The following is a 21,472-nucleotide window of genomic DNA, read 5'->3' on the forward strand; positions in this document are numbered from 1 at the left end:
GGCGAGCGCGCTATTAGTTGCAAGATGGGGAGAGCTGCATGATCAGGCCATTGATCGCCGGAAACTGGAAAATGAACGGGCTTGAGGCCTGGCTGGAAGTCATCGAAGCGATCGGCGATGGGCTGAATAAGCAACCAGATGCTGCGGATTGTCTCATCTGTCCGCCATTCACAATGATTGCAGCGGCAGCGAAGGCCGCTGACAAAACAAGGCTCAACATAGGTGCACAGGATTGCCACACCGTCGCGAACGGCGCTCATACAGGCGATATCTCAGCGGAAATGATCGCTGACGCAGGCGGCAAGTACGTCATTGTTGGCCATTCCGAACGCCGCGCTGATCATGGTGAGTCGGATGCGACTATTGCAGCGAAAGTGGAAGCTGCCTTCAGGGCCGGCCTCACGCCAATCATTTGCGTTGGTGAAACTCTGTCAGAGCGAGAATCTGGAGAAACAATTGCCGTGATTTCAAGTCAGCTCGCCGGCTCGATTCCTGCATCTGCCTTCGGACAGCACTTCGTTGTTGCCTATGAACCGGTCTGGGCAATCGGAACCGGTAAGGTGGCCAGTGTCGAACAGGTCGAAGAAGTTCACGACAAAATCCGGGAAATTCTCGGTGAACGTTTTCCAGGCCAGGCGAATGAAACGCCCATCCTGTATGGCGGCTCAATGAAACCCTCGAACGCGCCCGAACTTTTGGCCGTGGGCAACGTCAATGGGGGACTCATTGGAGGCGCGAGCTTGAAAGCGGACGATTTCCTGTCCATTTACGCCGCTAGTGTCAGCTAATTGTGAGCTTCAGGGCTTGGCGTAAGCGCCTGAACAGCCTATCCGGCGCGCAGGAATTCTCGAAGGTTCGTTCATGACCGTTATTCTTGTCATTCATATTCTGGTGAGTCTCGTGCTCGTCGGTGTCGTTCTGATGCAACGCTCTGAAGGCGGTGCCTTGGGTGTCGGCGGCGGCGGCGGTGGTGGCGGACTGATGTCCGGTCGCGGTGCCGCTGGCGCGATTGTTCGGACCACGATCATCGCTGGTGCAATCTTTTTCGTCACGAGCTTGCTGCTCACAACGATGACGGCACGCCACCTTGGTGACAACCGGACGGATGTCGAGCGCGCGCTGGATGAGGAATTCGGTGGCGATACAGGGCAAAGCAATATCGATATTCTGAATGATCCGACCGCCCCATTGCTGGATGACGGTCCTTCGTCTGCGCTCCCATCAACCGAACCGACACTTCCTTCCGAAACGGACGCTGAGGATCCACTGGCTGCGGATATTCCTGCTGCCACCGTTGAGGATCCTGCTGCTTCGGATGTTGAAGAAGATCAATCTGTGGAAGAACCACAGCAATAGGCAATCAAGTGCATTTACCAATTGTGTGACTGCGCGCGAATCGGGCAAGCTGACTTCCCATGATCCGCTATATTTTCATTACAGGCGGCGTGGTTTCCTCGCTGGGAAAAGGTATTGCGTCCGCTGCTATGGGCGCCCTTCTGCAGGCGCGCGGATACAAGGTACGCCTGCGCAAGCTCGACCCATATCTCAATGTTGACCCAGGGACGATGTCGCCCCGCCAGCACGGCGAAGTGTTCGTCACTGATGATGGTGCAGAAACCGATCTGGACCTTGGCCACTACGAGCGTTTCACTGGCGTCTCGGCGCGTCAGTCAGACAACATAACGACGGGCAGGATCTACCAGTCCATCATTGAAAAAGAGCGCCGTGGCGATTTTCTTGGGGCAACGATCCAGGTGATCCCGCACGTGACGGATGCGATCAAGGAATTCGTCCTTTCTGATCCCGGCGAAGATGTCGATTTCGTCCTGTGCGAGATTGGCGGCACCGTCGGTGATATCGAAGGGCTTCCGTTCTTCGAAGCGATTCGCCAATTGGGCCAGGAACTGGGCCCCGAGCGCACCTGTTTCATCCATCTCACGCTTTTGCCTTACATTCCGGCCGCCGGTGAAATGAAGACCAAACCGACGCAGCATTCCGTCAAGGAATTGCGCTCGATCGGCATTCAGCCTCAGATTCTTCTTTGCCGCTGTGACAGACCAATTCCGGAGACGGAAAAGGGCAAGATTGCGAGCTTCTGTAATGTGCGTCCGTCAAGCGTCATCGAAGCGCGAGACGTCGGACACATCTATGATGTGCCGTCCGCCTATCATGCAGAAGGCCTCGACACTGAAGTGCTCTGGCATTTCCGTATGGAGGATGCACCGCTTCCGGATCTCACGCGGTGGAATGAAATCGCTCAGACGATCCACAATCCCGACGGTGAAGTCTGTATCGGCCTGGTTGGCAAATACACCGATGTTCCAGACGCCTATAAATCTGTATCCGAGGCACTTGTTCATGGGGGCCTTTCAAACAAGGTCCGCGTAAAAGTCAGAATGATCGATTCTGAGCAGTTCGATGATGAGCATCATCCGCTCGACATTCTTGAAGGCGTGCATGGCGTATTGCTGCCGGGCGGTTTCGGGGAACGGGGCGCACGCGGCAAGATTCGCGCGGCCCGATTCGCGCGCGAGCGGAAAATTCCATGCTTTGGGATCTGCTACGGCATGCAATTGTCTGTCGTCGAAGTGGCCCGGCATATGGCCGGTATTAAAGCTGCGTCTACGACAGAATTTGGGCCCACAGATGAGCCTATTGTCGGCCTGATTGAAGAGTGGACCAAGGGCAACGAGAAAATCTTGCGTGACGAGAACACTGACAAGGGCGGGACCATGCGGCTGGGCGCGTATCCGGCAGTCTTGAAGCCCGATAGCAAAGTTGCGGAGATTTACGGTTCCACAACGATATCAGAGCGCCATCGCCACAGATATGAAGTGAACCGCAGCTATATTGACCGCATGAAGGGGCTTGGAATCAGCTTCTCGGGTATGTCACCTGATGGGCTGCTGCCGGAAATTATCGAACTCGAAGATCACCCCTGGTTTATCGGTGTTCAGTTTCACCCGGAGCTGAAGTCACGGCCGTTTGAGCCCCATCCGCTTTTCTCAAGCTTCATCGAAGCGGCCAAAGTGCAGTCCCGCCTCGTCTAGCGGGTTGCATTCGCATTGCGGCGCAAGTATACGCGCGGTTTGATTTTCATGCGGTGGAGACGCCGCCAAACTCTGGAATACGATCATGGCAGTTCCTAAGCGTAAAACATCGCCTTCGAAGCGTGGCATGCGCCGCGCACACGATCGCCTTGCGACCCCAACTTACATCGAGGACGCCGATTCCGGCGAGCTTCGTCGTCCGCACCACATTGACCTGAAAACAGGTGTGTATCGCGGCCGTCAGGTTCTCGAGCCAAAAGACTAATCATACTGTTCGCCTTGCTTCGGCTGGCGACACAAAGTAACCGACATGGCGCCTCCGGATTCCGGGGGCGTTGTCATATCCGCTGCTAGCCGACAGGATCATGTATCATGAGCGAAATCGTCGATATCCACGCCCGCCAAATTCTCGATAGCCGGGGCAACCCGACAGTCGAGGTTGATGTTCATCTGGAAGATGGATCCTTCGGCCGAGCTGCTGTGCCATCGGGCGCTTCCACGGGCGCGTATGAAGCCCACGAGCTGCGCGACGGTGACAAGGATAGCTATGGCGGTAAGGGCGTCTATAAAGCGATTGACGCGGTGAATGGTGAAATCAACGACGAACTCGTTGGAATCGATGCAACCGAGCAGCGCCTCATTGATGGCTTGATGATTGAGCTGGACGGGACCGACAACAAGAAGCGCCTTGGCGCAAACGCAATTCTTGGCGTTTCCATGGCCGTCGCCAAAGCCGCCGCTGAGAGCTGCGGTATGCCGCTCTATCGTTATATTGGCGGCACCAATGCTCGCATCCTGCCAACCCCGATGATGAACATCATCAATGGCGGCGCGCATGCCGACAATCCAATCGATATTCAGGAATTCATGGTCATGCCGGTTGCGGCAGAGAGCGTGGCGGACAGCATCCGCATCGGGGCAGAAGTCTTCCATTCATTGAAAAAACTGCTCCATGATGCCGGCCATAACACGGCTGTTGGCGATGAAGGTGGTTTCGCGCCAAACCTCGCTTCGACAGACGAAGCAGTTGGCTATGTCATGAAGGCCATCGAAAAAGCGGGCTTCAAGCCTGGCGATGAAGTCGCATTGGCGCTGGATGCTGCATCGACCGAATTCTACAAGGACGGAAAATACGTTCTTGCGGGTGAAAATACCACGCTGGATGCCGAGGGCATGGCGAAATACCTTGAAGACCTCGTCAACCGCTATCCGGTCATCTCGATTGAAGACGGTATGGCTGAGGACGATTGGGAAGGTTGGGGTATTTTGACCGAGCTGGTCGGCGACAAGTGCCAGCTTGTTGGTGATGATCTTTTCGTCACCAATCCTGCGCGCCTGTCAAAGGGCCTCGAGCTTGGCGCGGCGAACTCCATCCTCATCAAGGTCAACCAGATTGGCACGCTGTCGGAAACGCTGGATGCAGTCGAACTGGCGCACCGCCATGCATACACGGCGGTGATGTCACACCGGTCGGGCGAAACCGAAGATTCCACAATTGCCGATCTGGCGGTTGCCGTTAATTGCGGCCAGATAAAAACCGGCTCGCTCTCGCGCTCGGACAGACTTGCCAAATACAATCAGCTCATCCGGATCGAGGAAGAGTTGGGCGCTACGGCGTTGTATGCAGGGCGTTCGCTTATTAACGCGTAGACAGCGCAACTCTCCGGTAACGCAAATTTAACCTAAATCGAGTCCTCTGCCGATTCGCAGAATTGCAGAGGTCTCGATCATGGCTCCCAAATATGCTGCAGCAGGTTTAACCGCCCTAACTGCATATTTCGCGTATCATGCATTTGCCGGTCCGCAGGGGCTCGGGCAATGGACAGACATGCAGGCACAATTAGCGGACCGGAAAACGGAGTTGGCGCGTGTCCAGGCCGCCAACGATCTGCTCCGCATTGATATTGCACGGCTTACCCCAGGCACGGTTGATCCTGATCTTGTAGAAGTGCTGGCACGCGACGATCTTGGATTTGTGTATCCCACAGAGATCGTCGTCATAGGTTCGACCACCGGCGCTGCATTTTGACATAGGTGCTAAAACTGGACGCGGCCCTTTATAGGGATACATATGGTATCCTCGACAAAGGGAGGCCGCATGGCCAAAATGCCGTCCAAGAGCAAAAGCTCGAAATCCACGCCTAAGCTTCAATCTGACGAAGCTCTCAAATTCTACCGCGACATGCTTTTGATCCGCCGCTTTGAAGAGCGCGCCGGGCAGCTCTATGGCATGGGCAAGATCGCAGGGTTCTGCCACTTGTATATCGGTCAGGAAGCTGTCGTCACTGGCATGCAGGCCTGCCTGAAAGAGGGTGATCAGGTGATCACCGGCTATCGTGACCACGGCCATATGCTTGCGTGCGATATGGACCCCAAGGGTGTCATGGCCGAGCTGACCGGACGTGCAGACGGCTACTCCAAGGGCAAGGGCGGCTCGATGCACATGTTCTCCCGCGAGAAGAATTTCTTCGGCGGTCACGGCATTGTCGGGGCGCAGGTGCCGATCGGTACCGGTCTCGGGTTTTCAAACAAATACCGAGGAACAGACAATGTCTGCGTCGCGTATTTCGGCGACGGCGCGGCAAACCAGGGACAGGTCTACGAATCATTCAACATGGCTTCGCTCTGGGACCTTCCAGTCGTATATGTGATTGAGAACAATCAGTACGCGATGGGCACAAGCGTCGCTCGCGCATCCGCTGAAACCGAGCTCTTCAAACGCGGCATCTCATTTGAAATTGAAGGCGAAGAAGTCGACGGTATGGATGTCTACGCCGTCAAAGCCGCCGGGGAAAAAGCGGTGAAATATGCCCGCTCTGGAGAGGGCCCATATATTCTGGAAATGAAGACATATCGCTATCGCGGCCATTCCATGTCTGACCCCGCCAAATATCGAAAACGCGAGGAAGTTGACGACATTCGAACCCATCACGATCCGATCGACGGCCTTAAAGGCCAGATCATCGAACAGAAGATCGCGACCGAAGATGAGCTCAAAGATATCGACAAAACAATCAAGGATCTTGTGAAAGAGGCTGCCGACTTCTCACTCGATAGCCCGGAGCCCGATCCTGAAGAATTGTGGACCGATGTGTTGCGTGAAGTGGAGTCCGCATAATGGCGATTGATGTTCTAATGCCTGCTCTCTCTCCGACCATGGAGGAAGGCACGCTCGCGCGCTGGCTTAAAAAAGAGGGCGACACGGTCTCATCAGGCGATGTGATTGCCGAGATTGAGACCGACAAGGCGACGATGGAAGTCGAAGCAGTCGACGAAGGTACGCTCGCCAAGATTTTGGTCGCGGAAGGTACCGAAGGCGTCAAGGTGAATGCCGTCATCGCGCGCTTGGCAGAAGAAGGTGAAGACGCTTCTGAGGTGGATGATCAGCCATCTGAAGAGGCTAAATCCTCACAGGCGGCCAGCGAAGCAAAAGATGCTCCAGAAACCGAAGGCGACGGATCTGACGACGACTCTGGCTCTGAGTCCGACGGCGCCTCGACGCCGCCTAAACCGGCCGCCAAGTCCATTGCTGACCCGGATGTGCCCGACGGCACAAACTTCGTAGATACCACAGTCCGTGATGCGCTACGCGACGCCATGGCTGAAGAAATGCGCCTCGACGATACTGTGTTCGTGATGGGCGAGGAAGTTGCCGAATATCAGGGGGCCTACAAGGTCACGCGGGAGCTCTTGCAGGAGTTCGGTGACAAGCGCGTCGTGGACACACCGATCACCGAGCACGGGTTTGCCGGGCTTGGCGTGGGCGCAGCTTTTGGTGGGCTCAAGCCCATCGTCGAGTTCATGACCTTTAATTTTGCCATGCAGGCGATTGATCAGATCATCAATTCAGCTGCCAAGACGCTCTACATGTCAGGCGGACAGATGGGGTGCCCGATTGTGTTCCGCGGACCGAACGGCGCAGCCTCGCGCGTTGGTGCCCAGCACAGCCATGACTATTCGGCCTGGTACGCAAATGTGCCCGGCTTGAAAGTTGTCGCGCCATACGACGCTGCAGATGCCAAGGGATTGCTCAAGGCGGCCATTCGCGACCCGAACCCTGTCGTGTTCCTGGAACATGAGCTGTTGTATGGGGAGAGCTTCCCCGTGCCAGATGTCGAGGACTATGTCCTTCCGATCGGAAAAGCCCGGGTCCGCCGTGTTGGCTCTGACGTTACACTGGTCGCTCATTCCCGCATGGTCGGTTTTGCGCTTCAGGCGGCTGAGAAACTCGCCGAAGATGGCATTGATGCTGAAGTTGTCGACCTTCGCTCACTTCGCCCGCTCGACACCGATACTGTGATCGAAAGCGTGAAAAAGACCAACCGGATCGTCACCTGCGAAGAAGGCTGGCGCTTCATGGGCGTTGGAGCAGAGATTTGTGCGACGGTGGTGAATGAGGCATTCGACTATCTCGATGCACCGCCGACCCGTGTGCACCAGAAGGATGTGCCACTGCCATACGCAGCCAATCTGGAAGCGATGAGCCTTCCGGGTACCGCGGATATCATCAAGGCGGCAAAAGCCGTCTGCGAAGGCATGTAGGAGGCATCCATGTCCATTAACATTACGATGCCAGCGCTTTCCCCCACGATGGAAGAGGGTACGCTTGCCAAATGGCTGGTGAAGCCAGGCGATACCGTTTCCTCAGGCGATATCATTGCTGAAATCGAAACCGATAAGGCGACGATGGAAGTCGAAGCTGTCGATGAAGGCACCATCGCGAAGATTCTTGTCGATGCAGGGACTGAAGGTGTGAAGGTCAACGCCGTGATCGCCGTGCTTGCCGAAGAGGGCGAGGATCCGGACAGTGTCGATGTTCCTGAAAGTGGTACAGGCGACGAGCCGAAACAGGCCGAAAAATCGGACTCCAAGGCGGAAAATCCCGAGCCGGCATCCTCCAAGGCAGAAAAACCAAAAGAGACTGAAGCTCAGCGCACCACAGACGAGGACGAGAGTGCCCAGAAGCCGCGTGAAGCTGAGGGCAAGACTGTCTCGAAGGAGCTCGCGGGCACACCGATGAAACTGGCCGATGTTGGCTCTGGTGAAGAACGCATCAAGGCTAGCCCGTTGGCACGCCGGATCGCAGCGCTGCGCGGCATCGACCTTTCTTCGCTCAAAGGGTCCGGCCCGCGGGGACGCATTGTCAAAGCCGATGTAGAGAATGCAAAGCCTGGTAAAACAGCTGAAGCGCCTAAGTCCGCTGCAAGCACCCCGGCGTCTCCCCAGAAATCGCCTGACGGCCTGATCCTGCCACAGACCCTCGACGACAGGGTTTATGATCCAGATAGCTACGAGCTGAAACCGCTCGACGGTATGCGCAAAACGGTGGCGAAGCGGCTCACGACGAGCTTCATGCAGGTTCCGCACTTCCCGCTGAATATCGACATCAACCTCGACAAGCTCCTTTCAGCGCGTGCCGAGATCAATGAAGCCGCCCCCGAAGGCGTGAAGATCTCCGTCAATGACATGCTGATCAAAGCGTCTGCGCTGGCCCTGATGGCCGAGCCTGATTGCAATGCGAGTTTCACTGACGACGGCATTGCCTACCACAAGTCGGCGCACATCTCGGTAGCGGTCGCTATTGAGGGTGGTCTGATCACACCGGTCATCTTTGATGCGCAGACCAAGGGGCTCGCCAAGATTTCAGAAGAAATGAAAGACCTGGCCAGCCGGGCGCGCGACAGGAAGCTCAAACCCCAGGAATATTCCGGTGGCACCTTCTCGATTTCCAACCTCGGAATGTTCGGCATCAAATCATTTGGATCGATCATCAATCAGCCAGAAGGCATGATCCTGTCTGTTGGGGCAGGGGAGAAGCGTCCGGTCGTGAACGAAGAGAATGAGATCGTGCCAGCAACTGTGATGACTGTTACGCTATCTTGCGACCACCGCGTTATTGGCGGCGCGGAAGGGTCTCGCTGGCTCGCCGCATTCAAGCGCTATGTCGAACGACCACAAAGCATGCTGCTCTAAACTGGAGGCCTGACCATGGCTGACTATGACCTGATCGTTATTGGCTCGGGGCCGGGCGGGTACGTCGCGGCAATCCGTGCAACCCAACTTGGTATGAAGACGGCCATTGTGGAGCGCGAGAGTCTTGGCGGGATCTGTCTCAACTGGGGCTGCATTCCAACCAAAGCGCTCCTCAGGTCCGCAGAGGTGTTGCACCTTGCCAAGCACGCCAAGGATTTCGGTCTCAAGATCGAAAAGGCTGACTTTGACCTCGATGCTGTCGTGAAGCGTTCAAGAGGCGTTGCGAAACAGCTTTCGTCAGGCGTCACCCACCTGATGAAAAAGAACAAGATTGACGTCATCATGGGCGAGGCAACGCTCAAAAAGGGCAAGCCCGCTCCAGTGGTGGTCGTCAAAGACAAGGACGGCAAGTCCAAGGAATACAAGGCCAAGCACGTCATGCTGGCCACCGGCGCGCGCGCGCGGTCCATCCCGCAGGCCGGGCTCGAACCTGACGGCAAGCTGATATGGACCTATCGCGAGGCGATGGTGCCTGACATTACGCCGAAGAAGCTGCTCGTCATCGGATCCGGCGCAATCGGGATCGAATTCGCAAGCTTCTACAATGAACTTGGAAGCGACGTGACAGTTGTCGAGGCGCTGGATCGAATTCTGCCCGTTGAGGACGAAGAGATCTCTGCCGCTGCGCGCAAGCAGTTCGAAAAGCAAGGCCTGAAGTTTCACACAGGCGCGCAGGTCAAATCGCTCAAGAAAGGCAAAGACAAAGTCACGGCGGACATCTCTGTCGGCGGCAAGTCTGAAACCATAGAGGCGGATCGTGTCATCCTGGCAATCGGCATTGTCGGGAACGTCGAAAACCTCGGGCTCGAAGAGCTTGGTGTCAAAGTTGAAAAGACGCATGTGGTTGTGGACGGTTTCGGTCGTACCGGTGTCGATGGCCTTTACGCGATTGGGGACCTTACAGGCCCGCCTTGGCTGGCCCACAAGGCGAGCCATGAAGGCGTTATCTGCGTTGAAGGCATCGCCGGCGCCAATGAGAGCCATCCGTTTGACGCCTCCAACGTTCCCGGCTGCACCTACTCGCATCCGCAGATCGCAAGCGTGGGGATGACGGAGACCAAAGCCAAGGAAGCGGGGCACAAGGTCAAAGTCGGAAAGTTCCCGTTCATTGGCAACGGAAAAGCCATCGCGTTGGGGGCCGCCGACGGACTTGTGAAGACAGTGTTTGATGCGGAGACGGGTGAACTGCTCGGCGCGCACATGGTCGGCGCCGAAGTCACCGAACTGATTCAGGGCTACGTTATCGCCCGCCAAGGCGAACTGACCGAAGCAGAATTGATGGAAACGATCTTCCCGCACCCAACATTGTCCGAGATGATGCATGAATCGGTTCTGTCCGCCTTTGGCAGGGTCATCCACATGTAAGTCACGGTCCTGCGTCGCTTGACCATTCAAGCGACCAGCGACACCAATAAGTAATGCTAGCTGCGTCCTCACCTCGTGCCGCCGATACGTTTCTATGCGTCGCCGGTGAAATGTTCCTGCCGCTTGCGGAGGGAGCGCTGTGGTGGCCTGAGCAGGAAACGCTGATCGTGTCTGATCTCCATCTGGAGAAAGGGTCGAGCTTCGCCCGTCGGGGCCAGTTTATTCCTCCATATGATACCGCATCGACGCTCACCTCTGTAGAGAAACTCGTCCGCCGATTTGGACCGAAGCGGGTCATATCCCTGGGGGACAGCTTTCACGACCGGCGGGCAGAGGAACGTCTGGATGAGACTTGCCGAGGGCGGATAAGGGCACTGACGTCCACAACAGACTGGCTCTGGGTGGAGGGTAATCATGATCCTGCGCCACCAGAAAGCCTTGGCGGAACTGGGACCAAGGAATTCAGACTTGGGCCGTGTGTGTTTCGCCACGAACCCACGAATGAGCCGGGCGAACTATCGGGGCACCTTCACCCGGTAGCCCGTATCAAAGCGCGTGGTCGCAGCATTAGAAGAAAGTGTTTCATCACCGATGGCTCTCGCCTGGTCATGCCGTCATTGGGAGCGTTCACCGGTGGCCTGAATGCCCTGGATTCAGCCATCACGGGCTTGTTCCCTAGAGGCACAATGGTATTCGCCAGCAGCGGTAACCGGGTTATGTTGATAGACAACCGGACACTGGTGCCAGACTGCGCATCTGCTTTAATACGCTAAGCTTCGCACTTGTAACTTAAGTAAATTGTTCTAGCTGAGACGCTGGAAGGAGAACTCACTTTATGGAAGATCTGCAGAATATAGATTTCAACTCGCTCTTGGCCGAATACTGGCCCGTCCTGCTTGGCGGTGCGTTGAAGGTTGTTGGCGCACTCCTCGTTCTATTTATTGGGCTGCGCATCGCGGGGTGGCTTGCCAAAGTCGTGAAAACGCAGACTTCCAAACGGCCGGGTGTCGACGACACGCTAGGTAGCTTTTTTGGGTCGCTGGTCAGATGGTTTGTAACAGCTGCCGTCTTTATTGCCTCGCTTCAAGTGTTTGGCGTGCAGGCGACCAGCTTCGTTGCGATCCTTGGTGCGCTTACCCTTGCCATTGGTCTCTCTCTCCAGGGCGCACTTGGAAATATCGCGTCCGGCGTGATGATCATGCTGTTTCGGCCGTATAGTATGGGCGATTTTGTCGAGATTGCCGGCGTTTCTGGTACCGTCAAAGATATCAATCTTTTCCAAACTATCCTTTCGACCGTCGACAATGTGAAAATCATCATCCCAAACTCAGAAGCCATCGATGGCATTATCAAGAATTTCTCAGGCTTCGACACTCGCCGATGCGACATCACTTTTGGCATCGACTATGATGACGACATGGATGCCGCCATCGGCATCATCAAATCGCTTGCAGATGACGACGAGCGCGTGATGCGTGATCCCGAACCGTTCGTAAAAGTTACCAATCTTGGCGACAGTTCCGTTGATATTACTGCCCGCCTTTGGTGCAAGGCCGAAGATCTATGGGGATTGAAATTTGACATGACCAAGCGCGTCAAGGAACAGTTCGACAAGCAGGGTATTTCGATACCATACCCGCACCATACCATCGTTCAAAAATCTTCAAGCTAGCTACTCACCTGCGTCAGGACAAAACAAGATGACCGAACAGGGCTCGCCAGAAGATCCCGTCATTACCCCCGTCACGATGACCTCGAAACCAGATCCGAGGCCAGCGTCGGAAGAGACGCCGAAGCGGTCAATGACGGCGAAACTGTTTGCGGTTTCACCCTGGGACGTGGTCCGGCTTGTCCTGCTTAGCATTCTGGTTGGTTACTTTTTGCTGGCACTGGATTTCAGCACTGACTCCCAGGGTGTCGATATTCTCGGAGCTATCTGGGACGTCGTTCAGACCATTCTCAGCGCCTTGTGGTGGGTCATCAAAAATTTCTGGAAGCCCTTGCTTGCCGGTGCGGCAGTGGTGCTTCCTGTCTGGCTGATCTGGCGATTGGTGAGTCTGCCCTTCCGGAAGTAGGGCAAAACGCTCCAGCGCCGCTTTCAACAACATAGGAATCTGGAACGTTGGATACACAAAAACTCATGTTCAAGGACGGTCTTATGACCGGCGAACGCATTCTCGTAACCGGAGGCGGAACTGGTCTGGGCAAGGAGATGGCCGAAGGCTTTCTCAAGCTTGGCGCCGAAGTCCATATTTGCGGCAGACGAGGGGCGGTCTGCGAAGAAACGGCCAAAGAACTCATGGCGAAACACGGCGGCAAAGTCGTGCCACATGCTTGCGATATCCGTGTGAGCGACGCCATTACAGACATGAATGACAAGATCTGGTCCACGCACGGCCCACTGACAGGTCTGGTGAATAATGCAGCCGGCAACTTCATCTCTCGGACCGAAGATCTGTCGATCAGAGGCTTTGACGCAATTTCCAACATCGTCTTTCGCGGGTCGTTCTATATGACTCACGACATTGGCAAGCGCTGGATTGAAGAAAAGTCTCGCGGAAACGTAATTTCGATTTTGACGACATGGGTCTGGAATGGCGGCCCATTTGTTGTGCCATCGGCCATGTCCAAGGCGGCTGTGAACACGATGACGCAAAGCCTTGCTGTCGAGTGGGGACGTTATGGTCTCCGTTTCAATGCGATTGCGCCTGGCCCCTTTCCGACGGAGGGCATGTCGAAGCGTCTTTCACCTGACGAAGAAGGTGCCAAACGAATGGATTCCGGGGCGTCGAATCCAATGGGGCGCGTTGGCGAAATGCATGAGCTCGTAAATCTTGCTGTCCTGTTGATGGCGCCGGGGGCTGAGTACATCAACGGACAGACCATTGCTATCGACGGCGCGATGTACAATGCGTCAGGCGGCAATTTTGCTCAGCTAACGGCCTGGGGCGATGCCGAATGGCAGGCCGCACGTGAAGCGATTGAATCGACCAATGCCAAGGACAAGGCTCAACGGACGGTCTGACTTGAGTCAGACCTATTCGCCGGGCTCCATGAAGCGATCTAGCGGTTCACCCCGCCAGTTCGCTTCAGCAATCTCGATGCGCTTGTGAACGTCGTCGGGAATCGATGATAGTCTATGGATGGGCAGGAGAAGCGGCCGCAAACCAAGCAAATTTGCTGTTTGAATTGCGATTCCGGGCCGGGCGTTCAATTCCAGCAACGTCGGCCCTTTGTGTTCGCATATCACGATGTCGACGCCCACATATCCAAGACCGACATGATGCCCAAGCCTGGACGCTAGCTCCAGAATTTCAGACCAGCCTGGCACCTGAAAATCGCGAACGGGCGTTTCAAAGTCCGGGTGTAATTCCACCGAATCATTGTGCTGGACGCCCCGCGTGGTGACACCGTTCACAAGATCAATTCCTGCGCCAATCCCCCCTTGGTGCAGGTTGGCCTTTCCGTCTGACTCAGCAGTGGGCAGGCGCAGCATCGACATAACTGGAATGCCCCGGAACACGATCACCCGGACATCCGGCACACCGCCAAATGCAAGCTTTGAAAATGCAGAGTGTGGGACAAGGCGTTCTTCAATCAGGACCCTGTCGGAGCCATCCCCCATCGAAAACATACCCGTGAGCATGTTGTTCAGGTGATACTTCACATCAGACCAGGGCATGATCTGACCGTTCATCCGCCGCAGACCCGTTTTAGCGACACCATTGAACACCATGATGCCGCCGCCTCCCGACCCGCGCGCAGGCTTCACGACGAATGATCGGTGCTTTTTGGCGATCTCTTCAATGAGATGCGCTTCACCCCCGTAGCGAATGACGCCGTAAAGATCCGGGACTGTGACACCCGCTTCGATCGCAAGCTCCTTGGTGATGATCTTATCATCGACGAGCGGATAGAGCCGGCGAGGGTTGTATGCCGCAATGAATTCGAGATTGCGGCTGTTTATCCCCAGCACGCCAGCCTTTGCGAGTTTGGAAATAGGTCCGAAAGGCAAGATCAGTCCTTTCCGGCGTTCGCGAGAACTTTAAAGCGGAAAAACTCTGTCACTTTGTATCCAGTGTAGCGACCGAGCAGGAGAACAATCGCGAGAACAATCAGCAACAGTTCTGGAAACACGATCGCGATATGCTCGATATACTCGCTCGTCAGGATGTAATAAGCGGGCACGGCGCAGGCCAGCGATCCAATAGCTTTCTTCATTGCCTCAGATGCGCCGTCCTCTTCCCATGTCAGCGACATCCGCTCAATCGTCATCGTGATGATCACGAGCGGGAACAGCGAAATTGAAAGTCCTGTCTGAATACCGAGTGCCTCACCAGCCAATGCGATAAACATCATGAGGAACGTCACGATAATCAGGACGGCCGCCAAGCGAGGCACGAGCAGCAATTGCAGCTGATTGAAGTACGCTCTCAAGAGCAGGCCAGTCGCCACGATCCCCACAAATAGGGTCATGCCTGTTATGAGCTGGGTCTCGCGAAATGCCAGCGCAATCAGAACCGGCATGAACGTCCCGAATGCCGGCATGCCGATGATCTGTTTCAGCAAAACGATAATCAAGGCGCCAAGCGGGATCAGAAGCAGCACACGAAACACCAGCTGCAGATCGATCGGGAGCGTAAGCAAGGAGGTCGCATTGACCCAAGGTGCGAATTCTTCACCTCGTTCCATCGCGCGGAGGAGCTGACTTTCAAAATTTCGGGCGACCGACCAGGAAACGCTCACACGGCTGAAACCGTCGCCATCTACGATAGGCTGTCGATCATATACGATGGCCAATGCCCGATTATCATTCAGCGGCTCTGCAGTTCGACCGTCAGCACTTATCCAGGCCCCATCCAGCCAATACTCGACCCAGGTTTCCAGCGGCGCCTGGCGTGTATCTGTGTCGAGAATGATACCTTGAACATGCCGTGCAGGCGTACCTGCCGCATTCAGAAGAAACACCAGCCGGTCAGACGCGTTGCTGATTTCTGGCGGGCCGCCTTCAATAATCGTGGTAATCCGATCATCGTTCTCATCGACACTCAGGCGGGCAAGTTGCGTAATAAAGCTGCGCTCCCCGGCAGACTTGTCCAGCGCTTCTGTCAGGACGGAATCGAGGGCAACCAGAAGCGGCGTCGCATTCTCCTGAATGGCCCGGCGGCGTTCAGCCCGCCGATAGTCCGATACTGCTTCGGGGGCAGGGCTATTGTCGTCAGCACGATAGCGTCGATCTACAGCAATAAGCTTGGACCGATAAAATATGACGGCGTTTCCGTCTTGGGCGCGTCGCTCAAAAATAGCTTTGCGACCCGTCTCGTCCGTGTCTGTTTCGATGCCGAAGCCTGAGGCGACAAACGACTCATCGACGACAGAAAACTGTCCCTCAGAATCAGGCAAGGCCAGCCTCAAGGTTACCGGATCACCTCGACCCCGAAAGGAGATTTTAGCCTCAATTGTCCAAGTGTCGGAATCGAGATCCGGCACGACCGGAAACCCTAGCCGCGTAACCTTGTAAGAGAAAATGCCTAGTGCCGTCGCAATCAAGACGCCGACAATTATAAGCAGCTGTGTCCGTTTCAAAAAGCGACTCCGATTTCCCTACACGCGACTTATGGCGCTACTTGGGGCAGCGAGCCTTCTTCGTATAGATTTCGCTGGAATCAACAACAATGTTTGCAGATTCGAGCATATTTCTACCGATAAGCGTCTCATAATTGAAGTGTCCGCGGTCTGCGAGCGTCACTTCATCAGTTATTGATCGCCCGCCAAGGCAGAATTCAAGTTCAACGACAGGGCGGTAGATCACGCCACCCTTTTTTGTCTTGATAGCGGCCCATCTGACGATCTCAGTCTCGATGGTACGCTCGTCGCCGTCTTCATTGATCACCTTGAAGATAATGTCGCGGCTCTCATCCTCGTCATCGAACTTCTTTCTCGAAGGCTGAGAGAGAACTTCTGCGTGAATTGAAGATGTTGTCGCACCTGTATCAAGCTTGGCATCAAGCTCAATATCGAGGTCGGCAATCGCGACGTGCTCAAGCCAGCCCAAAAGATGTTTGTCTTCCATGTCAGTCTTCTTGTCAGCCGCAGCAGGCAGCGCAGCCATAGCGACAATAGCGAGGCAGGAGAGATGGAAAAATTTCATTTTGGGTACCGTCCTGTTTAGCTTCTTGCATTAGGCGCGTCTAAGAGGCTGAAATTGTGATGATCAGATGGCGTTTCCGCATCAATCTGGTGATCAAGCCTCGGAAATCTCGGTCACCCGCTTTTGAATTGCGCCGTAGTCTAACTTCCCCGTTCCGAGTACAGGTATTTCTTCTACATGATAGACTTTTCTCGGTACGGAAAGTTCCGACACGCCATGCGATTGGGCCCAAGCCAGAATGTCGGCGCGGTTGGCCGTCGGGCATGTCGAGAGCAGTATGATCTGCTCTCCTTTTCGCGGATCCGGTATCGCTCCGGCCGCATGCATATGATCTGGCCAGATCGCGCTCGCGCAGTTTTCGACGACAGACAGAGAAACCATTTCGCCGCCGATCTTGGCGAATCTTTTTACGCGGCCCCGGATCCTGATACAGGCGTCGCTATCAATTGCGACGATATCGCCTGTGTCGTGCCAGCCATCCTCGAGGGGCTCAACCACACCTGGCGCATCACCGCGCATGTAGCCTTGCATAATGTTCGGACCGCGAATTCGCAGTCGACCACCTTCAGAGATGCCTTCCACCGGCACGAGATCATACTCCATGCAGGCCATAAGCTGGCCCACCGTGCCCGGCTTGTTCATCTCTACACTATTGGCGGCAACGACAGGGGAAGCTTCGGTTGCGCCGTAGCCTTCGAGGATTTCAATATTGAATTTGCGTCGGACAAGCTGTCGCGTTTCATCCTTGACGCGTTCTGCGCCGCAAACTGCAAGCCGCACACTATCGAGATCGCCTGCTTGCCCAACTCGAGCGTATTGAGAAATGAAAGTGTCAGTGGCGAGCAGGATCGTCGCCCCAGTTGTACCGATCCGCTTGGCGATTTCTCGAGGCTGAAGCGGTGTCGGATGGAAAATAGCCTTCACGCCGGCGATGAGCGGCAATAGCGCGCCGACCGTCAGACCGAAGCAGTGAAAGGTCGGCAAAGGATTGAAAACAGAGTCCGTTCCAGGATCGAGCCCGATGTGGGCGCGAACCTGCTCAACATTCGCGACGATATTCTGATGACTGAGTACAACGCCCTTCGGCTCGCCCTCGGTTCCGGAGGTAAAAAGGATTACGCCTGTCTTGCGATAGTCAGGTGCCGAATGAACAAGAGTTGGCGCAATCGGGCCGACGGCGCCTTTGATTTTGTCCACAATCGTCAGTTTTTCCCTGACATCTTCAAGATAGACCATCTCACCGGCCGAACTGAGCTCTTCAATCAGTGGCTCCAAACCGCCGATCTCTACAAACCGGTGTGCCGTAACAATGCGTTTGACCTGAGCGGCTTTCATCGCGGCCTTGAGGCTCGATGGGCCAGCCGTAAAGTTGAGCATGGCCGGAATTCGACCGGCAGCAAGAACGGATAGAAAAGCGATCACGGCGCCAGCGCCGGTAGGCAACATTATACCCACGACTTCGTTTTTGGAGGTCAGTCGTCGAAGTGCGGATCCCAGAGCGAAGGACGCGCGTGCGATCTCCGTATAGGACAATTCGCGCTCGTCTCCGTCAATGACGGCAGTGGTTGAGCCACCAAACTCTCGCCGTGCACGCAGAAAGGCCGACAGGATGTCGGTTCGCGTCCGCTTCAAAGAAAATGGAATGGGGGCAGGTGAGTTCGACATATCAGTTCTGCGCTTCACTAATTTCAGGCATGTAACAAACTGTCACACTGCGTTACGATTGCAAATCGCTCAATACATTCAGGGTGGCAGCTATGAGAAGAAGCGACTTGATGCTGATGCGCAGTCAGGCCATTTAGGAACTATGGCCACTCTTATTGATAACAAGATCAAGTTGCGACATCCGGAAAAACGGAATCGCCCGGACACGCCGCTGTTGCGCAAGCCCGACTGGATTCGGGTCAAGGCGCCGACCAGCAAAGGCTTCGCCGAAACCCAGGACATTGTGCGTTCCAACGGTTTGGTGACGGTCTGCCAGGAAGCCGGCTGTCCGAACATTGGTGAGTGCTGGACGAAAAAACACGCAACGATGATGATCCTGGGCGAGACCTGCACCCGGGCTTGCTCGTTCTGCAACGTTTCCACAGGTAAGCCTTCGCCAGTGGACCATGACGAACCTCGCCGCGTCGCTGACGCCGTTGCGCAAATGGGTCTTGAGCATGTTGTAATCACGTCTGTCGACAGGGATGATCTCGAAGATGGCGGCGCCATGCACTTCGTTGAGGTCATCTCCGCGATCCGCAAAGCGTCTCCGGGCACCACGATCGAGATATTGACGCCAGACTTTCTGAGAAAAGATGGATGGGAAAACCGCGTCATAGATGCGGCGCCAGATGTGTTTAATCACAACCTTGAAACCGTTCCACGCCTCTATTTATCCATTCGTCCGGGCGCGCGTTACTACCATTCATTGCGCTTGCTGGAGCGGGTCAAACAACGCGACCCTAAACAGTTCACAAAATCCGGCCTTATGGTCGGCCTCGGTGAGACCAAAGAAGAAGTCATGCAGGTCATGGACGATATGCGTTCAGCCGACATCGATTTCCTGACGATTGGCCAGTACCTTCAACCGACGCGCAAGCATGCGGCCGTTGACCGGTTTGTCCATCCGGACGAATTCAAAGCGTATGAAGAGATTGCTCGCTCGAAGGGCTTTCTGATGGTGTCCGCATCGCCACTGACACGGTCCAGCTATCATGCTGGCGACGATTTCGCGAAGTTGAAAGCGGCGCGTCTCAAATTGAAGGCCTAGCTTCGTCTTGCCCAGCCTTAAACGCCAGGTCAAAATTCCATACCATGCTGACGATGTCTTCGATCTCGTAGCAGACATTAGCCGCTACCCGGAATTCATTCGCTGGATAAAAAAAATGAAGGTGTCCGGCATAGCCCACAGCGGTCCCGTTCGCACCTATCGCGGAGAAGCGGATGTCGGCTTCAAGGGGTTTTCGGAACGCTTTTCAACGGATATCAGGGCCGACACCGAAGTCCGGACCGTTGATGTTTCGTTGGCTCGAGGGCCGTTCAAGAAGCTCAAAAATTCTTGGAAGATGAAGCCCGATGGGCAAGGCCAGACCGACATCGAGTTTTTTATCGATTATGAGTTCAAGAATCCGGTGCTTTCATTGCTGGCGCGGGCGAACACAAATCTCGCCGTGAGCAAAATCATGCAGGCCTTCCAGGATGAAGCAAAGCGTCGTTTCGGGAAGCCGTCAGCTTAAGGAATTTGTTCCCGGATCATAGACAGAGCCGTCTCGATCGTTGCCATGCGCACTTCGTGACGCCCTATGTCGCCGAAATAGCATGCCTGATGCAGCACGGCCTTGTTCTCTCGCGCACAGGCTATGTGGACGGTGCCTACGGGTTTCATCGGCGTGCCGCCGCCGGGACCAGCGATCCCGGTCACAGCGATGGAGAGGTTGGCGCGGCTGATCTCAAGCGCTCCCTCCGCCATCATTCTTGCGACCGCTTCAGAGACTGCGCCGTAATCCGCGATTAGGTCCCCGGGGATGCCAAGAACTTCTTCCTTCGCGCGGTTTGAATAGGTCACGAAGCCGCGCTCAAATACATCTGAGGAGCCGGAGAACTCGGTAAGAAGAGATGCAATCAGGCCGCCCGTGCAGGACTCTGCAGTTGCGATTTTGATACGCCGTTCACGCGCCTCGTCCAACGTTAGCAGGGCGAGATTTTGTAGTTTTTGCGGAAACATTATTGAGCGCCTTTCTTCTCTTCCTTCTCCAGAAGGACAACCGCCTGAGCCGCGATGCCCTCCCGCCGACCCGTGAAGCCCAAGCCTTCTGTTGTCGTTGCCTTCAGGCTAACGCGATCAACATCGACTCCAATGAGTTCTGCGGTTCGCTCGCGCATGGCCAAACGATGCGGCTTCACTTTTGGAGCTTCGCAGATCAGCGTGATGTCGCAATTACCAATGGTCCAACCCTGCGCTTTGGCCAAATCCACAGCGTGTAACAGGAACACCGAAGAATCTGCGTTCTTCCATTTCTGATCCGATGGCGGGAAATGATCCCCCAGATCGCCAAGTGCCAAGGCGCCAAATATCGCGTCGGTCAGCGCATGCCAGCCCACATCGGCGTCAGAATGGCCTGCAAGACCAGACCCGTGCGGAATGCTTACGCCGCATAGCGTAACGTGATCACCGGGCTCAAAGGCATGAACGTCGAAACCACTTCCTGTCCTGAATTCCATTCTATCATCAAACATCAAACGGCTGATCCTGCCAAAGTCTTCCGGGTAAGTTATCTTTGATAATTGTTCGTCGCCCTTCACCAATTCGATAGAGCAGCCAATGGATTCAATGGCCGCTAGATCGTCGACATGATCAGACGCGCCATTTTCCAAGGCTTCGAAGATGGATGCGAAGCGGAATGCCTGAGGCGTCTGAATACGAAAAAGGCTGGTTCGATCAACTGCGGTAATGCCATCAGAGCTGTTCCGCTTCAGCGCATCGACAACCGGCAACGCCGGTGCAGCTGCATCTTTCCGCGACAAGGCATCGATCAGAAGATCAATAACCGCGTGACTAAGTCCTGGCCTCGCGGCATCGTGGATCATCACAATGTCTTGGTCAGATGATCCCGGAATCGCTCTCAGACCATTCAGAACAGAATCGCTACGCGTCACGCCGCCTGTCGCTAACAGGATTGGTTGCTGTTGCAGACCTGCAGTTAGATCATCCGCTGCCGTACCGTCGGGCAGCACCAAGCATATACTATCGATTGCCCTATGGCTGTTCAGCGCCTCCAGAGACCAGCGCAGTACGGGCTTGCCGGCAAGCATTTGAAACTGCTTGGGCATTGAAGAACCCGCGCGCGTTCCACTGCCAGCGGCGACGATGATTGCGTGCACTTTCATG

At 55.3% G+C, this 21,472-nt stretch carries 22 protein-coding genes; 16 read left to right on the forward strand and 6 right to left on the reverse strand.

From position 1 onward, the window contains the following. Positions 1-38: 38 nt before the first annotated feature. From tpiA to B8783_RS05560, 14 genes are all read left to right on the forward strand, one after another. Positions 39-788 carry a triose-phosphate isomerase gene (gene tpiA / locus B8783_RS05495; RefSeq protein ID WP_084418863.1) on the forward strand — a complete coding sequence of 250 codons (750 nt, stop codon included), beginning with the start codon at positions 39-41 and terminating at the stop codon, positions 786-788. 73 nt (positions 789-861) lie between these two features. Next, positions 862-1,356: a preprotein translocase subunit SecG gene (secG, locus tag B8783_RS05500; protein ID WP_084418865.1), complete on the forward strand. Its 495-nt coding sequence runs from the start codon at positions 862-864 to the stop codon at positions 1,354-1,356. A 59-nt stretch (positions 1,357-1,415) separates the two neighbouring features. After that, positions 1,416-3,050, forward strand: coding sequence for a CTP synthase (locus tag B8783_RS05505; RefSeq protein ID WP_084418867.1), 1,635 nt, complete (start codon positions 1,416-1,418; stop codon positions 3,048-3,050). Between the two features lie 85 nt (positions 3,051-3,135). Next, positions 3,136-3,315, forward strand: a complete 180-nt coding sequence (gene rpmF / locus B8783_RS05510) for a 50S ribosomal protein L32 (protein WP_084418868.1) — start codon at positions 3,136-3,138, stop codon at positions 3,313-3,315. A gap of 107 nt (positions 3,316-3,422) precedes the next feature. Beyond that, a complete protein-coding gene (eno, locus tag B8783_RS05515; RefSeq protein WP_084418871.1) occupies positions 3,423-4,700 on the forward strand; it encodes a phosphopyruvate hydratase in 1,278 nt (425 codons plus the stop codon). Between the two features lie 79 nt (positions 4,701-4,779). After that, complete coding sequence (locus tag B8783_RS05520; protein WP_084418873.1) at positions 4,780-5,079, forward strand: FtsB family cell division protein; 300 nt, start codon at positions 4,780-4,782, stop codon at positions 5,077-5,079. A 69-nt stretch (positions 5,080-5,148) separates the two neighbouring features. Next, a complete protein-coding gene (gene pdhA / locus B8783_RS05525; protein WP_084418875.1) occupies positions 5,149-6,168 on the forward strand; it encodes a pyruvate dehydrogenase (acetyl-transferring) E1 component subunit alpha in 1,020 nt (339 codons plus the stop codon). Further along, a complete protein-coding gene (locus B8783_RS05530) occupies positions 6,168-7,592 on the forward strand; it encodes a pyruvate dehydrogenase complex E1 component subunit beta (RefSeq protein WP_084418877.1) in 1,425 nt (474 codons plus the stop codon). The genes pdhA and B8783_RS05530 overlap by 1 nt, the downstream gene beginning before the upstream one ends. A 9-nt stretch (positions 7,593-7,601) precedes the next feature. Continuing rightward, positions 7,602-9,023, forward strand: a complete 1,422-nt coding sequence (locus B8783_RS05535) for a pyruvate dehydrogenase complex dihydrolipoamide acetyltransferase (RefSeq protein ID WP_084418880.1) — start codon at positions 7,602-7,604, stop codon at positions 9,021-9,023. Between the two features lie 15 nt (positions 9,024-9,038). Continuing rightward, entirely contained in the window at positions 9,039-10,448 is a 1,410-nt protein-coding gene (gene lpdA, locus B8783_RS05540; protein ID WP_199288154.1) for a dihydrolipoyl dehydrogenase, read from the forward strand. 110 nt (positions 10,449-10,558) lie between these two features. Next, positions 10,559-11,221 (forward strand): ligase-associated DNA damage response endonuclease PdeM, encoded by a 663-nt coding sequence (gene pdeM, locus B8783_RS05545; protein WP_233355681.1) that lies wholly within the window; start codon positions 10,559-10,561, stop codon positions 11,219-11,221. 62 nt (positions 11,222-11,283) lie between these two features. Next, positions 11,284-12,120 (forward strand): mechanosensitive ion channel family protein, encoded by an 837-nt coding sequence (locus tag B8783_RS05550; protein ID WP_084418888.1) that lies wholly within the window; start codon positions 11,284-11,286, stop codon positions 12,118-12,120. Between the two features lie 28 nt (positions 12,121-12,148). Then, complete coding sequence (locus B8783_RS05555; RefSeq protein WP_084418891.1) at positions 12,149-12,523, forward strand: DUF6460 domain-containing protein; 375 nt, start codon at positions 12,149-12,151, stop codon at positions 12,521-12,523. Positions 12,524-12,570: 47 nt separating this feature from the next. Further along, positions 12,571-13,473 carry an SDR family oxidoreductase gene (locus B8783_RS05560; RefSeq protein WP_233355682.1) on the forward strand — a complete coding sequence of 301 codons (903 nt, stop codon included), beginning with the start codon at positions 12,571-12,573 and terminating at the stop codon, positions 13,471-13,473. A 12-nt stretch (positions 13,474-13,485) separates the two neighbouring features. Here B8783_RS05560 and B8783_RS05565 read toward each other — a convergent pair whose 3' ends face one another. The 4 genes from B8783_RS05565 to B8783_RS05580 all read right to left on the reverse strand — a co-directional run bounded on the left by B8783_RS05565 (position 13,486) and on the right by B8783_RS05580 (position 18,264). Beyond that, positions 13,486-14,463, reverse strand: coding sequence for an alpha-L-glutamate ligase-like protein (locus tag B8783_RS05565; protein WP_233355683.1), 978 nt, complete (start codon positions 14,461-14,463; stop codon positions 13,486-13,488). 2 nt (positions 14,464-14,465) lie between these two features. Further along, positions 14,466-16,034 carry a UUP1 family membrane protein gene (locus B8783_RS05570; RefSeq protein WP_084418899.1) on the reverse strand — a complete coding sequence of 523 codons (1,569 nt, stop codon included), beginning with the start codon at positions 16,032-16,034 and terminating at the stop codon, positions 14,466-14,468. Between the two features lie 37 nt (positions 16,035-16,071). Beyond that, entirely contained in the window at positions 16,072-16,599 is a 528-nt protein-coding gene (locus tag B8783_RS05575) for an ATP-dependent zinc protease family protein (RefSeq protein WP_084418902.1), read from the reverse strand. Positions 16,600-16,692: 93 nt separating this feature from the next. Then, entirely contained in the window at positions 16,693-18,264 is a 1,572-nt protein-coding gene (locus B8783_RS05580; RefSeq protein WP_084418905.1) for an AMP-binding protein, read from the reverse strand. 142 nt (positions 18,265-18,406) lie between these two features. Here B8783_RS05580 and lipA point away from each other — a divergent pair, with 142 nt between their 5' ends. Next, positions 18,407-19,354, forward strand: coding sequence for a lipoyl synthase (gene lipA, locus B8783_RS05585; RefSeq protein ID WP_084418908.1), 948 nt, complete (start codon positions 18,407-18,409; stop codon positions 19,352-19,354). 7 nt (positions 19,355-19,361) lie between these two features. Further along, entirely contained in the window at positions 19,362-19,820 is a 459-nt protein-coding gene (locus tag B8783_RS05590) for a type II toxin-antitoxin system RatA family toxin (RefSeq protein ID WP_084418911.1), read from the forward strand. Here B8783_RS05590 and B8783_RS05595 read toward each other — a convergent pair. Together B8783_RS05595 and B8783_RS05600 are read right to left on the reverse strand one after the other, a co-directional pair. Beyond that, positions 19,817-20,308, reverse strand: a complete 492-nt coding sequence (locus B8783_RS05595) for a CinA family protein (RefSeq protein WP_084418914.1) — start codon at positions 20,306-20,308, stop codon at positions 19,817-19,819. The genes B8783_RS05590 and B8783_RS05595 overlap by 4 nt on opposite strands. Then, positions 20,308-21,471 carry a bifunctional 2-C-methyl-D-erythritol 4-phosphate cytidylyltransferase/2-C-methyl-D-erythritol 2,4-cyclodiphosphate synthase gene (locus B8783_RS05600; RefSeq protein WP_084418917.1) on the reverse strand — a complete coding sequence of 388 codons (1,164 nt, stop codon included), beginning with the start codon at positions 21,469-21,471 and terminating at the stop codon, positions 20,308-20,310. Before B8783_RS05600 ends, B8783_RS05595 begins: the two co-directional genes overlap by 1 nt. Position 21,472: the final 1 nt, after the last annotated feature.

The organism is Henriciella litoralis, from assembly GCF_002088935.1.
Lineage (GTDB): Bacteria > Pseudomonadota > Alphaproteobacteria > Caulobacterales > Hyphomonadaceae > Henriciella > Henriciella litoralis.

Coding starts and splice junctions, on each gene's coding strand:
- tpiA (WP_084418863.1), top strand. CDS start 39: ATGATCAGGCCATTGATCGCCGGAAACTGGAAAATGAACGGGCTTGAG.
- B8783_RS05535 (WP_084418880.1), top strand. CDS start 7,602: ATGTCCATTAACATTACGATGCCAGCGCTTTCCCCCACGATGGAAGAG.
- B8783_RS05520 (WP_084418873.1), top strand. CDS start 4,780: ATGGCTCCCAAATATGCTGCAGCAGGTTTAACCGCCCTAACTGCATAT.
- pdeM (WP_233355681.1), top strand. CDS start 10,559: ATGTTCCTGCCGCTTGCGGAGGGAGCGCTGTGGTGGCCTGAGCAGGAA.
- pdhA (WP_084418875.1), top strand. CDS start 5,149: ATGGCCAAAATGCCGTCCAAGAGCAAAAGCTCGAAATCCACGCCTAAG.
- B8783_RS05530 (WP_084418877.1), top strand. CDS start 6,168: ATGGCGATTGATGTTCTAATGCCTGCTCTCTCTCCGACCATGGAGGAA.
- lipA (WP_084418908.1), top strand. CDS start 18,407: ATGGCCACTCTTATTGATAACAAGATCAAGTTGCGACATCCGGAAAAA.
- B8783_RS05505 (WP_084418867.1), top strand. CDS start 1,416: ATGATCCGCTATATTTTCATTACAGGCGGCGTGGTTTCCTCGCTGGGA.
- B8783_RS05550 (WP_084418888.1), top strand. CDS start 11,284: ATGGAAGATCTGCAGAATATAGATTTCAACTCGCTCTTGGCCGAATAC.
- rpmF (WP_084418868.1), top strand. CDS start 3,136: ATGGCAGTTCCTAAGCGTAAAACATCGCCTTCGAAGCGTGGCATGCGC.
- B8783_RS05580 (WP_084418905.1), bottom strand. CDS start 18,264: ATGTCGAACTCACCTGCCCCCATTCCATTTTCTTTGAAGCGGACGCGA.
- lpdA (WP_199288154.1), top strand. CDS start 9,039: ATGGCTGACTATGACCTGATCGTTATTGGCTCGGGGCCGGGCGGGTAC.
- B8783_RS05600 (WP_084418917.1), bottom strand. CDS start 21,471: ATGAAAGTGCACGCAATCATCGTCGCCGCTGGCAGTGGAACGCGCGCG.
- B8783_RS05555 (WP_084418891.1), top strand. CDS start 12,149: ATGACCGAACAGGGCTCGCCAGAAGATCCCGTCATTACCCCCGTCACG.
- B8783_RS05575 (WP_084418902.1), bottom strand. CDS start 16,599: ATGAAATTTTTCCATCTCTCCTGCCTCGCTATTGTCGCTATGGCTGCG.
- eno (WP_084418871.1), top strand. CDS start 3,423: ATGAGCGAAATCGTCGATATCCACGCCCGCCAAATTCTCGATAGCCGG.
- secG (WP_084418865.1), top strand. CDS start 862: ATGACCGTTATTCTTGTCATTCATATTCTGGTGAGTCTCGTGCTCGTC.
- B8783_RS05595 (WP_084418914.1), bottom strand. CDS start 20,308: ATGTTTCCGCAAAAACTACAAAATCTCGCCCTGCTAACGTTGGACGAG.